Consider the following 13,537-nt stretch of genomic DNA (forward strand, 5'->3'; position numbering starts at 1 on the left):
TCTAAGGCCACCTGCACACCGACCACAACAATCGTCAAAAGCCTTGCCAAGCGGCAGCGGCTTGACATAGGAGAAACGCGTGAACAGGCGGACTTTGACGTTGATCGTCGCGCTCGTGCCGATTCTGGTGTTCGGCGTGCTGGTGTCGGCGGTGACGGTGCCCTTCGTCTCCCTGGGTCCTGGGCCGACGTTCAACACGCTCGGAGAGTTCGACGGTAAGCCGGTCGTCGAGATCGAAGGCACCGATGTCTATCCGACCTCGGGGCACCTGAACATGACGACGGTGTCGCAGCGCGATCAGCTCAGGCTGGGCGAGGCTATGGCGCTGTGGCTGTCAGGCCGCGAACAACTCGTCCCACGTGACCTGGTCTACCCGCCGGACAAGACCCGCGAAGAGGTCGACGAGGCCAACACCACCGATTTCCGCAACTCCGAACGCAGCGCCGAGTACGCCGCACTGCATTTTCTGGAGTTCCCGATGGCGGTGACGGTGGAAAACGTCAACGATCCGGGCCCGTCGGCGGGAAAGCTGCGCGACGGTGACGCGATCGACGCCGTCAACGGCACGCCGGTGACCACACTCGAGGAGTTCCAGGCCCTCTTGAAGGACACCAAGCCCGGCGACACCGTGAAGCTGGACTACCGCCGCAAGGACGCGCCGTCCGGCGTCGCCACCATCACGCTGGGCAAGCACCCCGATCGCGACCAGGGTCTCCTCGGCATCGGTGTGCTCGACGCGCCGTGGGCTCCGTTCTCGATCGACTTCAACCTCGAAAAGATCGGCGGCCCGTCGGCGGGCTTGATGTTCTCGCTGGCGGTGGTCGACAAGCTGACCACCGGCGACCTCAACGGCGGGAAGTTCGTCGCGGGCAGCGGCACCATCAGCGGAGACGGCGAGATCGGCTCGATCGGCGGCATCACCCACAAGATGCTGAGCGCGCGCGAGGAGGGCGCCACCATCTTCCTGGTGCCCGCCGACAACTGCGAAGAAGCCAAGACCGCGCCGCAGGACGGTATGGAACTGGTCAAGGTCGACACCCTGTCGCAAGCCGTCGACGCGTTGAAGACCTTGTCCGCCGGTGGCGAACGCCCCCATTGTTAGGTCACCGGCGAAAAGCCGTTGCGTAGAGTTGGGGCCACGTCGAGCACGACGTACAGGAACTGGACTGGAGTCAACGAGTGGGTATGCGGCCCGCGGCACGAATGCCGAAGCTGACACGACGTAGCCGAATCCTCATCGCGCTGGGAGCCGTGATCGTGCTCCTGTTGTTGATCGGCCCGCGGCTGATCGACACCTATGTCGACTGGCTGTGGTTCGGCGAACTCGGGTACCGCTCGGTCTTCACCACGGTGCTGTTCACCCAGATCCTGCTGTTCCTGGTCGTGTCGCTAGTGATCGGTTCGATCCTGTTCGCGGGGTTGGCGCTGGCCTACCGGACCCGGCCGGTGTTCGTGCCGACCAACGGCCCCAACGACCCTGTCGCGGCCTACCGCACCGCGGTGATGGCGCGGCTGCGCCTCGTCGGCTTCGGGGTCCCCGCGCTCATCGGCTTGTTCGTCGGGTTGTTCGCGCTGGGCCAGTGGGAGACCGTCCAGTTGTTCCTGCACGGCAACAGCTTCGGGATCACCGACCCGCAGTTCGGCAAGGATCTGGGTTTCTACGCATTCGACCTGCCGTTCTACCGGATGGTCCTGAACTACCTGTTCGTCGCGACCTTCCTGGCCTTCATCGGAAACCTGTTGGGCCACTATCTGTTCGGCGGCATCCGGCTCTCGGGCCGCGCCGGTGCGTTGAGCCGTGCCGCGCGCATCCAGTTGATCACCCTGGTCGGCATCCTGATGCTGCTCAAGGCGATCGCGTACTGGATGGACCGCTACGAGCTGCTGAGCCACACCCGCGGCGGCAAGCCGTTCACCGGTGCGGGCTACACCGACATCAACGCGGTGCTGCCCGCCAAGCTGATCCTGATGGCGATCGCCGTGATCTGCGCGGCCGCGGTGTTCTCGGCGATCGTGCTGCGCGACCTTCGGATCCCGGCGATCGGCGTGGTCCTGTTGCTGCTCTCGTCGCTGGTTGTCGGCGCAGGCTGGCCGCTGGTCGTCGAGCAGTTCAGCGTCAAACCGAATGCGGCGCAGAAGGAAAGCGAATACATCGGCCGAAGCATCTCGGCGACCAGACAGGCCTACGGGCTCACCGACGACGTGGTGAGCTATCGCGACTATCCGGGTAATGCCCCCGCGACCGCAGCCCAGGTGGCCGCTGACCGCGCCACGACGTCGAACATCCGCGTGCTCGACCCCAACATCGTCAGCCCGGCATTCACCCAGTTCCAGCAGGGCAAGAACTTCTACTACTTCCCCGACCAGCTGAACATGGACCGGTACCGGGATGAGGACGGCAACCTGCGCGACTATGTGGTCGCCGCGCGCGAACTCAATCCCGACCGGTTGATCGACAACCAGCGCGACTGGATCAACCGCCACTCGGTCTACACCCACGGCAACGGTTTCATCGCCTCGCCGGCCAACACCGTGCGCGGTGTGGCCAACGACCCCAACCAGAACGGTGGCTACCCGGAGTTTTTGGCCAGTGTGGTCGGCGCGAACGGTGAGGTGATCTCACCCGGACCCGCCCCCCTGGCCCAGCCCCGTATCTACTACGGCCCCGTCATCGCCAACACCCCGGCCGACTACGCCATCGTCGGGGAGAACGGTGCGCCGCGGGAGTACGACTACGAGAACAACGTCGAGACCCGCAACTACACCTACACCGGTGAGGGCGGCGTTCCGATCGGGAGCTGGCTTACGCGCAGCGTGTTCGCCGCGAAGTTCGCCGAGCGAAACTTCTTGTTCTCCAACGTGATCGGGGAGAACAGCAAGCTCCTGTTCAACCGGGACCCGGCCAAGCGGGTCGAGGCGGTGGCGCCGTGGCTGACCACCGACACCGCGGTCTACCCGGCAATCGTCAACGAGCGCATCGTCTGGATCGTCGACGGCTACACCACGCTGGACAACTACCCGTACTCGGAGCTGACGACGTTGTCCTCGGCCACCGTGGACTCCAACGAGGTGGCGCTGAACCGGCTGCAGCCCGACAAGCAGGTGTCCTACATCCGCAACTCGGTCAAGGCCACCGTCGACGCCTACGACGGCACGGTGTCGCTGTACGCGCAGGACGAAGACGATCCGGTGCTGCAGGCGTGGATGAAGGTGTTCCCGGGCACGGTCAAGCCCAAGAGCGAGATCTCCGATGAACTGCAGGAGCATCTGCGCTATCCGGAAGACCTGTTCAAGGTGCAGCGCGCACTGCTGGCGAAGTACCACGTCGACGACCCGATCACGTTCTTCTCGACGTCGGACTTCTGGGATGTTCCGCTGGATCCGAACCCGACCGCGAGCAGCTATCAGCCGCCGTATTACATCGTGGCCAAAGACCTTGCGGCCAACGACCGTGCGGCATCGTTCCAGTTGACCAGTGCGATGAACCGGTTCCGCCGCGACTTCCTGGCCGCGTTCATGAGTGCCAGTTCCGACCCGGACACATACGGCAAGATCACCGTGTTGACGATCCCGGGGCAGGTCAACGGTCCCAAGCTGGCGTTCAACGCGATCAGCACCGACACCGCGGTGTCCCAGGACCTCGGTGTCATCGGCCGCGACAACCAGAACCGCATCCGGTGGGGCAACCTGCTGACGTTGCCGGTCGCCGAGGGTGGATTGCTGTATGTCGCACCGGTATACGCCTCACCCGGGGCCAGCGACGCCGCGTCGTCGTACCCGCGCCTGATCCGCGTGGCGATGATGTACAACGACAAGGTCGGCTACGGCCCGACGGTGCGCGACGCGCTGATCGAGTTGTTCGGGCCCGGCGCGGACGCCACGGCCACCGGCCCTGCGCCGATCGCGGGCACGGGCGGAGAGCAGCCGGCGGCGCAGCCACCGGCCGACGGTGAAGCTCCGACGGCTCGCCCGCCGGCCAACCAGCAGGGCCGGACGCCGCAGCCGCCGGCGGCCGCGGTGCCGCCGGGCGGACCGGTCGAGTTGTCGGGTGCGAAAGCCGCTGCGCTGCAAGAGGTCAACACGGCGCTCGATGGGCTGCGCCAGGCGCAGCAGGGCGGTAACTTCGCCGAGTTCGGCGAGGCGCTGCAACGCCTCGACGATGCGATGGAGAAATACCAGTCCGCGAACTGACCCACCAGGCCAAGCCGCGTGGGCCCACGCGAAGCTGGGGACGTCCGTGTTTGCACCGCGACACGCCGACATAGTGCGTACATCTGCGGTCGCTCGCGGGGGGCCAACGGCCATTCAATCGCAGGCGTGACGCGATTCACCACCATCGGTGACCGCGCGATTTGGAACTGCGCGAGCGCCTTCGGTAACGTTGCGTTCACCCGACGCGGGGTGGAGCAGCTCGGTAGCTCGCTGGGCTCATAACCCAGAGGTCGCAGGTTCGAATCCTGTCCCCGCTACCAGGAAAAACGGCCCTCGGAGGACACTCCGGGGGCCGTTTTCATTCGGTTTGTGAACGCGTTTGTGAACGTAGCACCTCCTGACGACCAGACGCCGCGACCGGTGGTGCACACCGACGCCGCGCGGGGCCCGGATCGCTGCCAGCCGAGAAGAGATCCGCCGCGTGCTCATCAAGAGCGCCAAATGCGCCCGGCTATGAGCGCACCAACCGCACGCCAACAAATGTTTAGCAGAATCCGAAGCGGCCTATCGTTAGACCCATGCCGACGCCTACTCCCAGCCGGTCCCCACAGGTAGCCTCGCAGGCGATCGACGAAGATCTCCTCGACACCGCATACGCCCAGCTGGCCCCCGCGTTCAACACCCAGGACACCAACGCAGAGAGACGCGCGGTGCGCGACACTTACGCCAGCCGCTGTGAAAGCTAGCTTTCTGCCGTTGACCACAACCGGCTGGAGTCTGGTACTCGGCTGTGGCAGCTCTATAGTTCCGCGACTTCGCCGTATCGAGGTGTCATTTAGTCCACTCCCGTTGACGAGCGGTAGCCATCGCCGATCACGAACATCGCTGCCTGTTCAGCGGCGTCTCTGTCGTCGTTCTTTAATACGTGGGCATACGTCTGCAAGAAGAACCCGACGTCGGCATGCCCGATACGCTCGCTCACAGTTTTTGGGTTGACGCCAGCCTTCAACGCGGCCGTCGCGTACGAATGCCGCAAGTCGTGGAAGGTAATCCGCTCTAGGCCGGTGGCAGCCGCCAAGCGGTCAAACCGTTGACGGATGGAGTCGGGATGCGGCGGTCGACCATCCTGGAAGGTAAAGACGTAGTTTCCGGGGTGGTAGTCGCTTCCGAAAAATGCCCGCTCTTCATCCTGCAATTGTCGCCATTTTTGGAGTGCCGCAGCAGTAGTCCGATCTATCGCGATCGTTTGATCGGCATTGTGCGTCTTGCCGCCGGCTTTGTCCCTCGCGTGGCCGCCAACTACGACCCGATTGTCATGCACAGTGATCTCGCGCGCGTCCAGGTCGACGTCGTGCCACCTGAGGCCGCAGATCTGGCCGCGTCGTATTCCAGTGGTGAGCTCAAGCAGGAAAAGGGCAGCGAAGCGGTCGTGACTTGCCGTCTGCAGAAACGTCCGTATTTGCTCGGGGTTCCACACTGTTCGCCGCGCACGGGGACGTTTAGGCGGCTTTACATTAGCCGCCGCATTATGCGACGTGTACCTCCACGCGACGGCATCGACAAGTGCACGGTGGATCATTGCATGTATGTTCCGCACGGTCTTCGGGGCCAGCCCCGGATGCATCTGCTTCGGAGCGATGCCGGCGTTGTACCGGCGTACTGCAGCCCGGGCAGCGTGAATCGTTGTATCACACGCCTTAGCCACTTCGCGCGGACTCGGTGTCGACCCGTCGACCGTCTGGCTACGCCAGTAGTGATACATCGCGTAGTTGCGGTCCTGCTTGATCCGGCCCTCAGAAAGTAGTTTCGCGTAGAGCTTCAGGAGCTGTGGCTCATCGAGCCGTTGGAGCCTTTCTGCGCCAATGTGCGGCACTACGTAACACCTAGCGTAGTCATTCCAGTTCTGCCAAGTAGTTGCGTCCACAGAAGGTTCGATGGCTGAGAACCATTCGGCGAAAAACTGAGCCACTGTGCGAGTTGAGGGACGAACAACGCGACCTTGATCGGCTCCCCGCATGGCATCGCGACAGGCCTTCCAGGCCTCCTTCTCCGTGGGGAACCCACCCTTTGAGATAATTGGATACTCGCCGGTGGATGGATCTCGCTCAGGCCCTCGGAATCGATATGTCCACGTTTTTCCGCGCTGGTAGACCGACCCCTTCACGATGCCACCAACTGGCGCAGCTCGGCAGTGACGACATAGACGCGTCCGCCGAGTCTCCGGACTGGGAGCTCGCCAGACGCGGCAAGTCTGTAGGCCGCAGCACGGCTGATTCCCAGAATGCTCGCAGCCCGGGGAACCGCGAGAAGCAGTGGGAGATGATCAAATACGTTCGATTCCATCTTTTTTCACCTCCCCTTCGTAACTTATTGAGTTTGCAACTCTCGCTGAGTGCTGCTGTGGGCTGCAACGCGGGCAAAACGCTGCTGCCTCAGTACCGTCGGACTGTGTGACTGTGATTGTGCGCGACATTGGGTCCTCGCAATCGCCACACCACGATGGCATTTGTTGTACGGAAAGTGTTGGTGGGGGCGGTAGCTCAGTGAGACGCCGCGCGAGGACAGCAGCGGGATAACGCACTCCCTCTGGCCGGGACGAGAGATGGGCCAACAGAGTCTGTGATGTCCAACCTGCTGCGAAGGCTGCCTCGATTGCCGGTGCAAGTTTTCTCGCGTCCTCCCGATTGACTTGCCATGGGCTTGGAAGTGAACTCAGCACTGCTGCCGACGACGGTCCTAGTGAGGTTTCTCTGGAAAGGTTCAAGGCGTCAGTGTCCTGGACCCGCGGAGGCACAACCGGTGGACAATTCCCGTCCGGAGGTCGGACGGCCCCCGTCGTGTTGGCGGACTGGGGGAGTCCGACCTCCGGAAGGGGAGAACTGTGCGTCGCATCTGGGTGATTGAGGAGGTAGCGGCTCGAACGCCTGGCTCCCGAATCGTGATACCGAGCAACCCGCTGCACGAGCCCCTCATCCTCGAGTTTGCGAAGCGTTTCCAACACGGTGCTCCGCGCGGCGCAAGATTCCGAGACGATCTTTCGAATTGACGGGTAGCACGAAAACTTGTCGTCTGCCCGGTTCGCAAGCAGTATGAGGACAAGGCGCATCATCGGACTCGAAACCTCGATGGCTATCGCCCAGTCGAGCGCCTTCCAGCTCATCGGTAATACTTTCTGAGTCTTACAGTTTCGACGATCATTGTCTTCCTAGGTTCTCTTGAGAGGTCATGCGTGATGGCTCGGGCGGCCATTGTGCAGCCGCGCTGCAGGCTGACAGAGCGATAGGGATCTCGATGAATTGCAACGTAGATGAATGGGTGAAACGGCGTCCACCACCAGATGCAACTTGGGAAAGAATCAACTCTTGTCGTCACCCGGCAGCGACAAGCGGCGAAATCCAAAGGCGGCCTGACGGGATCGTGATCGGACGACGATCTTCGCTGCGCCGGAATTCTGGCCGTTCCGGCACGGCCATCGGCGAGCGGCCGGTGACGCCCAATGTGCCTGTCTGGAGCAGAAAATGGGTACTAGTTGGGCCTTAGTGGGTTACCAGTTGTGCATAAGATGAGCATGAGTTGATGCCTAATCGTCTTCGGGGAAGCGCATGGGTGTTCGGCAGAATCTATTCTTAGAGAATGTGTTTCCGCTGCTAGCCAGCCATTGCCAGCTCGCGGTACCGTAGGATCGTGCACCGCGACACATCGGCTTTGAGTCTTCAACAACAGGCAGATCAGCTCGCTCCAACGACATGCGCTGCTGCATTGATGACCGTGCCGATGTTTGCGCACTTTGTTGGTCTCGTACGCGAAGAATGCGACTCTGTCAACGGGTTGGCTGATGGCTGCGGCCGCTGGCAATCGAATGAACATTTCGCCAGATGTGCGCGGATGCGTCGTCAGGCCGCAGGGGTTGTTGATCGGATGGGTGCCAAGTTGCGAGGTTGTAGGGACTGCACAGACGATCGAGCAATTGACGCCTCGCGCACAACATATCCACGAATTACGGGTTTGGCGAGCGGGTTTGAACTATCGGAGTCTTCCATGATCCGGGTTGGAGACAGGATGTGAACGACGAACTCAGCCAAGCCAATAGCCGGGGGTTCGAGCTCGGTCGTTGTCACGCGGCAATCGCGGAAGTCGTCGAACAGGCGGCCCGATGGGCGCGTTCGTTTAGCGTCGTAACCCCTCACGTCTTACCGGATGGATCAACATTTGTGACCTATCCGCTCGCGCTGCATGCCGATCGTCTGGACGCGGTTTGGACTCGGCTCGGGGGCGCGTGCATTGACCTCGCTGCTTCACTTGCTGAAGGCGAAGGCACACGAAGCGCATCAGCCATGCCACCCATCCACAGGAACATGGGTCTGCCGACGACATACACGGAAGGCGCCGACTATGTACACGTCCTTCAACCACGATGCGTGCAACGCACCACACTGCAGGATCTTTGGCGTACGGAAGTTGCCAACGCACTGCTCTATCTCAGTGTCGCTGGTATCAGAACTGATGAGTTGGAACGGTACGCTTCGACTTCTCAGGCACTATTCGACGACGCTGCAGCTGTGGTCCGCGATGCTTATGCGCGTTCGGCCGCGGCGACCTTCGGTCGTGTTTGGGCGCTGGCTTTGGACGCGAATGGGAGGGGGCGGGCTCTGATCGCATGGATGAAGGCGCTAGCGGATGTGGGGTTCACTGCCGACGAATGTTCGGTGGTATTGAGCGATTTCAAGGTTGTCTCGCCCGATGCCGTGTCGTATTGCCTTGCTAACAAGGGTGTTTGGCGTTGCAGAGAATGATGGATAAGGGCCAGAATTCGCGCGATGTCCTGCGGAGGAAAGCAAGTTCTTCCCTGGATCCGCCGATTCAGCTGGTTGGAAGTTGTCCCCTCGACAGTCATGACGAGTCCATCTCGGCTGTGAGCGCTCAGCTGGAGAACTCGGCAACAACGCAGGTTCAGAGATTCGATGGTGGCATCCTTGATTCCGTCCGCCCGAGTTGGATACCTTGCGGCTGTGGCTGTGCTCCCAGCATTCTGCAATGGGCGGAATACAACAGAGAACCCCTGGAACTCGACGACATAATCGCGATTCACGGGCCGGCGTTCGTGAGCGGCTTTCGCCGCAGACCCTCCTGTCGTCAGCGTAAAAGACGACCTAGCCAATCGCCCGTGAGTAGGCCGCGCAGCTGGGGTGAACACAAGTGCTGAGTTCGACAGCGGAGTCCAATGTCAGACGATTCCTCTAGTCGTCGGCGGAACTGGCGCCATCGCGAGAATCGCGCGAGTCCGAAGTTCCTAGCGAAGCGCGTCACGGAAGATGATCACGAAGTCGTGACCGCATATGCCAAGAGCCTGAACGTCACTGTCGCAGACCTCTTGAACCCCGCGGTCATAGAACTCGTCAAGCGAGCGCGCATTCACCTGGCGATGACAACCGCAAGTCAGGACGAAGACGGCAACCTTGAGCCGGATAGTGCTTGAGCGGGTGTTCACCGAAAATCCCTCTCGGCTACAGCGCGCTGCTGACCGTCCAGTCCGTTGCGCTCGTTGACGGTAACCTTGAGTATCGATCCAGCATCAGGACACGCCAGAGCTGGGGATACATGGAATACTGAAACGACGATCGATTGAGGGAGCTTCCAGTATGAAGCACGACGATGAGATCGCCGCTCTCACTGCACTCATGCGCATTGGCAAGTTGCACCCTGCGGAGACGCACGGGCTCGCGCCGCGGCCAACGATTCCGATGGTTGACGGAGCTGATTCCGCCGGCATGCTGCTGCAACGTATGCGGGCTGAGGAAAGGTACTAGCCGAACATCATCGGGGACCTATCGCGCAGATGCGACGGGCGACCTTTCACTGAGCGCGTTGGCGCGGTGGCCCATATCATCGACGCACTCATCAGCTCGTCGGTGAATCGCACCGAGTGTCGACCACCGCGAGCGAGAAAACCGAGAGGGTCGGTCTGTGGCTCGTCGCGGCAAGCCGTAGCGGGCGCGGATCTGGTCCCCGCTGATTGTGCGCCCGCTTGGGAAGTCGGCTTCCGTCTCCAGTAGCGATTCGCGAAGGTCTGCGACGTCGACGGGCCAGTCTGCGAGTTCTTCGGGTGCACTGCTGTTGTCCTGGGCGGCTGGGACGGAGGCGGCTGGCACAACGCTGTAAGCCCGCAAGCGCAATACGAAGGTTCCGTTCAACACCTATTTGCCGCCGCTGACCCAGCAGAGAGTCGAATGGTTGCGCGCCCATGGCGGCTACACCGTGACCGACATCGATGCCGCCTTGACCGAATTCCTCGACAAGATGAGGGTCGCAACCGGCGGCGACGCCAAATAAGTCGCCTGCAAGGTGACGGAATGCGGTGATTCGGCCGGTACTTCCGAGATGGAAGTCGAAAACGGTGGTCATCAGTCGTGGTTTTGCACGGTCGATCTCTACTGTCCGATGCGACGGGTTCAGTCGGTGCGGACAGTGAGGGAACGGGCGGACGCCTGCTCAAGCGTGGGTGACGTTGATCGTCGGGTTGGTTGCGATCGGTGGAGTGCTGATCACGTGGTGGCAGAAGAACACCGAGATCGCCGCAGCGAGTGGTGGCGTCGTGCCACGTGGGCATTCGAGCGGACCTTCAGCTCCGATGACATGGAGGCAGCGTTGGGATGGAAGATGCTTGATACGCTGCTGCAATCTAAGCTGGCTACACGCGGAGACTCCGAAATCGTCCAGGTGATCGGTCAGCACCCCCCTCTGGACGAGGTGGAAGACCTGGGGACGACGTGGAAGAGGGGAGTGTTGATGGCCACAACGAATGCCAGCGGCTACAACCCCCGAAGCCGAAGACGGGTCGTAGTTTGGCTGTACGTCAGGCCGCTGCCCGCGCGGTCATCACCGCCAGCAAGAAGACCGGGCGTCCCGCGATGCGCGAGTGCAGAAACTCGCAGACTCACGGTAGACCCCTCGGCCCCGACGCGTCGTCAAGGACGTGAGTGCAGCAGCGCGTCGACCGTTCTGGTCTGTCGGATGTAGCGACCAAGATCGGCTGAGATGTAACCGGCGTAGCGGCGCATTCGCCGGATCAGGATGTTGACGTCGGAGACGCGGACGGGCTCATGGTGAGCTACCCGGTTGCGTGCCTTGCGCATGTCGTCGAGGCCGAAGTGGGTCTTGGGCCGCTGCGAACCGGCGGGGTAGAAGGCTTCCAGATGCGGGGTCCAGAGGAGCGTCGTATGTCGCGAGCTGGTCATCAAGACCCAGAACCCGAAGGTCAGCTCGGCAAGAAGCTTTCCGGGAGGTGCAGAGGGGCCGCCGGCCTTGCGACGGGACAAGGCCAGATCCGCGTGCGTGCGGGCGTCGTTGCCTGGTACCGCCGGGAATAGCGCGGCGAACGAAGCTGGGTCGGTCCAGTGGGCATCACCTGGCTGGACGGCACTCATGAGTGCCCGGTCGTAGAAGTTGCGCAGGCCAACTTCGAGGTGGGCGAAGTCGTGCAGCAGTGCGGCGTTGAGCTGAGTGTTCCATTCGTGCAGGTCGAGAGCGCGGGTGCGGTCACCACCGGCCAGGCGTGTGTACGTGTGGAATCTTTCGGGACTCAACCATTGTTCAACCCAGGGGCCAGGTGCCGTCACTTGTTGAGTTCTATCAGGGCTCCACGTACGATTGGGTGCATACAGGCCGGTGTGACGTGTAGCGCGTGCCCGGTTAAAGCCAAGAAGAGCCCGGTATTCGGTCCTTGCGACCGACCCGGGCTTTTGCATTGAACAGCGCTGTCAGCGGCTGAAAGGCCACCTTCCGTTTCGTGGCCCGAGGTCATAGCGCTGGCAGCTTGCCCCCGCCCGCCGCCCCAGAGAAGCCGCGTACCGCGTACGACGATTCGGGGCCGCCAGCAGACCCTCCTCCTATGCGGAGGCTTGTCGGCTCGACCTGGGACAATGGTCGCAGCACGGCCGCGACCGCTTGCCTGCGAAAAAACTTTCCCAGGTTTCAGGGGTTGGCGGTACGCGCGGACTTAAGAGGAAGCGACAACCGTAGGGATCGGTTGTCTCTTTCTCGCCTCCTGGAGATGTAGCCATGGATCGACCGGCACGCCGCCCCGGCCCGCCCGTTGATGCCGCGCGCTTACAACCGGACAACCAGGGCGACATCCAGAGCGTTGATGAAGGCGTGGTCGGTGCCTGGCTCGACGACCCCGGTCTGGCCGCCGAACTCGCCGACGAACTGGAACGACTCCGGCGTCTTCAAGCCGATGAGGAGCTGCTGCTGGCGCTGCAGTTGGAGCGGTTCACCGGCCGGCTGTGGGAGCGGTTCTCCCGCGAACTGACGCGCTACGGCCTCGGCGTGCTGCGGGCCTGGATCCGCCACGGCACCATCTATGGCAAGGCCAAGGCGCTGACCGGCTACGGTCTGGGCCGCATCGAGGGCTGGCCTGAGGATGAGGCCATCGACGACATCGCCAAAGACACCGTGGTCGCCGCGCTGATTTACTTCCGCGACAGGGTGCTCAAAACCCACCGCTGGCAGTCCTCGGGTGGGGCGTCGCTGGGCACGTTCTTCATCGGCCAGTGCCTCTATCAGTTCGCCAACATCTACCGCAGCGCACTACGGGCCGAACTCGAACGAATCGAGCAGGCCACCACACCGATGGCCGAGCTGCCCGAAGACCGGTTCGACATCATCAAGGGCATCGAGGCCACCATCGTCGCCAACGACACGGTGGCCGAAGCGATGGCGCTGCTGAGCACCGACCGGGCGCGCCGAGCACTGTTCCTGCAGGAGCACGGCTTCACCCAACGGGAGATCGCCGACAAGCTCGGTCTGCGCGACGCCAAGAGCGTGGAGAACCTCATCGGCCACCAACTCCGCCAACTCCGAAATCGAAAGAGGACGTCGTGACCACCATCAAGCACCTCACCGCACTCATCAACGCCAGCTCGTTGGGCACCCGCACCGCGCGGACAGCACGCAGGTCGGTGACCGCCGCCGAAGGCGACGCCCTGGCCCGCCGGGCTGCCGAGGGCGGCCACGGGCACGACGGTTCCGGGGAATTCAGGGATCGAGCCGACGAGCGCACTTATAGACCGGTATCCGGCTCAACACCGGGCCGGACAAACCGAAAGGACAAGACAATGGCCAAGGGACATCACCGCAGCGCGACCACCGGTCGCTACGTCAAGGCGTCCACCGCGGCGCGCAACCCCAAGACCACGGTCACCGAACGCGGGGCCAACCGCAGCAGCGGAACCCATCACCGCAGTGCCATCACCGGCAAGTTCGTGAAGGGCTCCACCGCTGCACGGCACCCCAACACCACGGTCACCGAACGCGGTTGAGCATCAACCGCATTCGGCGGTGTCCCCTCGGCCCGACGAGTCGAGGGGACACCGGAAACCCACCACGT

Annotated in this window: 10 protein-coding genes, 1 tRNA gene and 2 pseudogenes; 8 read left to right on the top strand and 5 right to left on the bottom strand. The window is 62.5% G+C overall.

Annotated features, from left to right (window positions below; genetic code table 11):
- Window positions 1-79: 79 nt before the first annotated feature.
- The 4 genes from A5790_RS15250 (at window position 80) to A5790_RS26010 (ending at window position 4,898) form a co-directional block, all read left to right on the top strand.
- Window positions 80-1,102 (top strand): PDZ domain-containing protein, encoded by a 1,023-nt coding sequence (locus A5790_RS15250; protein WP_066845757.1) that lies wholly within the window; start codon window positions 80-82, stop codon window positions 1,100-1,102.
- 77 nt (window positions 1,103-1,179) lie between these two features.
- Window positions 1,180-4,191 (top strand): UPF0182 family protein, encoded by a 3,012-nt coding sequence (locus tag A5790_RS15255; RefSeq protein ID WP_066845758.1) that lies wholly within the window; start codon window positions 1,180-1,182, stop codon window positions 4,189-4,191.
- 204 nt (window positions 4,192-4,395) lie between these two features.
- A tRNA-Met gene (locus tag A5790_RS15260) sits at window positions 4,396-4,472 on the top strand.
- A 258-nt stretch (window positions 4,473-4,730) separates the two neighbouring features.
- Window positions 4,731-4,898 (top strand): hypothetical protein, encoded by a 168-nt coding sequence (locus A5790_RS26010; RefSeq protein ID WP_165595652.1) that lies wholly within the window; start codon window positions 4,731-4,733, stop codon window positions 4,896-4,898.
- Between the two features lie 89 nt (window positions 4,899-4,987).
- On the opposite strand, the gene A5790_RS15265 is transcribed toward A5790_RS26010, so the two are convergent.
- The 4 genes and pseudogenes from A5790_RS15265 to A5790_RS25480 form a co-directional block, all read right to left on the bottom strand.
- Window positions 4,988-6,169 (bottom strand): site-specific integrase, encoded by a 1,182-nt coding sequence (locus A5790_RS15265; RefSeq protein ID WP_064412486.1) that lies wholly within the window; start codon window positions 6,167-6,169, stop codon window positions 4,988-4,990.
- 15 nt (window positions 6,170-6,184) lie between these two features.
- Window positions 6,185-6,316, bottom strand: a pseudogene (locus A5790_RS26245) (Arm DNA-binding domain-containing protein); the annotation flags it as partial.
- On the bottom strand, window positions 6,313-6,495 hold the full coding sequence (locus A5790_RS15270) for a helix-turn-helix domain-containing protein (RefSeq protein ID WP_064412487.1): 183 nt from the start codon (window positions 6,493-6,495) through the stop codon (window positions 6,313-6,315). The gene A5790_RS15270 and the pseudogene A5790_RS26245, both read right to left, overlap by 4 nt.
- A complete protein-coding gene (locus tag A5790_RS25480; protein ID WP_120271109.1) occupies window positions 6,476-7,312 on the bottom strand; it encodes a helix-turn-helix domain-containing protein in 837 nt (278 codons plus the stop codon). Before A5790_RS25480 ends, A5790_RS15270 begins: the two co-directional genes overlap by 20 nt.
- Window positions 7,313-8,213: 901 nt before the next feature.
- Between A5790_RS25480 and A5790_RS15275 the strand changes: the two genes are divergently transcribed.
- Window positions 8,214-8,945 (top strand): hypothetical protein, encoded by a 732-nt coding sequence (locus tag A5790_RS15275; protein ID WP_064412488.1) that lies wholly within the window; start codon window positions 8,214-8,216, stop codon window positions 8,943-8,945.
- A gap of 906 nt (window positions 8,946-9,851) precedes the next feature.
- Window positions 9,852-9,959 (top strand): annotated as a pseudogene (locus A5790_RS26520) (prevent-host-death family protein); the annotation flags it as partial.
- A 1,158-nt stretch (window positions 9,960-11,117) separates the two neighbouring features.
- On the opposite strand, the gene A5790_RS15290 reads toward A5790_RS26520, so the two are convergent.
- On the bottom strand, window positions 11,118-11,768 hold the full coding sequence (locus A5790_RS15290; protein WP_064412490.1) for a hypothetical protein: 651 nt from the start codon (window positions 11,766-11,768) through the stop codon (window positions 11,118-11,120).
- Between the two features lie 442 nt (window positions 11,769-12,210).
- On the opposite strand from A5790_RS15290, the gene A5790_RS15295 reads away from it, so the two are divergent.
- Both A5790_RS15295 and A5790_RS25800 read left to right on the top strand, forming a co-directional pair.
- Window positions 12,211-13,032, top strand: a complete 822-nt coding sequence (locus A5790_RS15295; protein WP_066845761.1) for a Fis family transcriptional regulator — start codon at window positions 12,211-12,213, stop codon at window positions 13,030-13,032.
- Window positions 13,029-13,469: a hypothetical protein gene (locus A5790_RS25800; RefSeq protein ID WP_120271110.1), complete on the top strand. Its 441-nt coding sequence runs from the start codon at window positions 13,029-13,031 to the stop codon at window positions 13,467-13,469. Before A5790_RS15295 ends, A5790_RS25800 begins: the two co-directional genes overlap by 4 nt.
- Window positions 13,470-13,537: the final 68 nt, after the last annotated feature.

This window comes from Mycobacterium sp. 852002-51152_SCH6134967 (assembly GCF_001667105.1).
GTDB lineage: Bacteria > Actinomycetota > Actinomycetes > Mycobacteriales > Mycobacteriaceae > Mycobacterium > Mycobacterium neumannii_A.

Coding starts and splice junctions, on each gene's coding strand:
- A5790_RS25480 (WP_120271109.1), bottom strand. CDS start 7,312: ATGAGCTGGAAGGCGCTCGACTGGGCGATAGCCATCGAGGTTTCGAGT.
- A5790_RS15270 (WP_064412487.1), bottom strand. CDS start 6,495: ATGGAATCGAACGTATTTGATCATCTCCCACTGCTTCTCGCGGTTCCC.
- A5790_RS15295 (WP_066845761.1), top strand. CDS start 12,211: ATGGATCGACCGGCACGCCGCCCCGGCCCGCCCGTTGATGCCGCGCGC.
- A5790_RS26010 (WP_165595652.1), top strand. CDS start 4,731: ATGCCGACGCCTACTCCCAGCCGGTCCCCACAGGTAGCCTCGCAGGCG.
- A5790_RS15265 (WP_064412486.1), bottom strand. CDS start 6,169: ATGCGGGGAGCCGATCAAGGTCGCGTTGTTCGTCCCTCAACTCGCACA.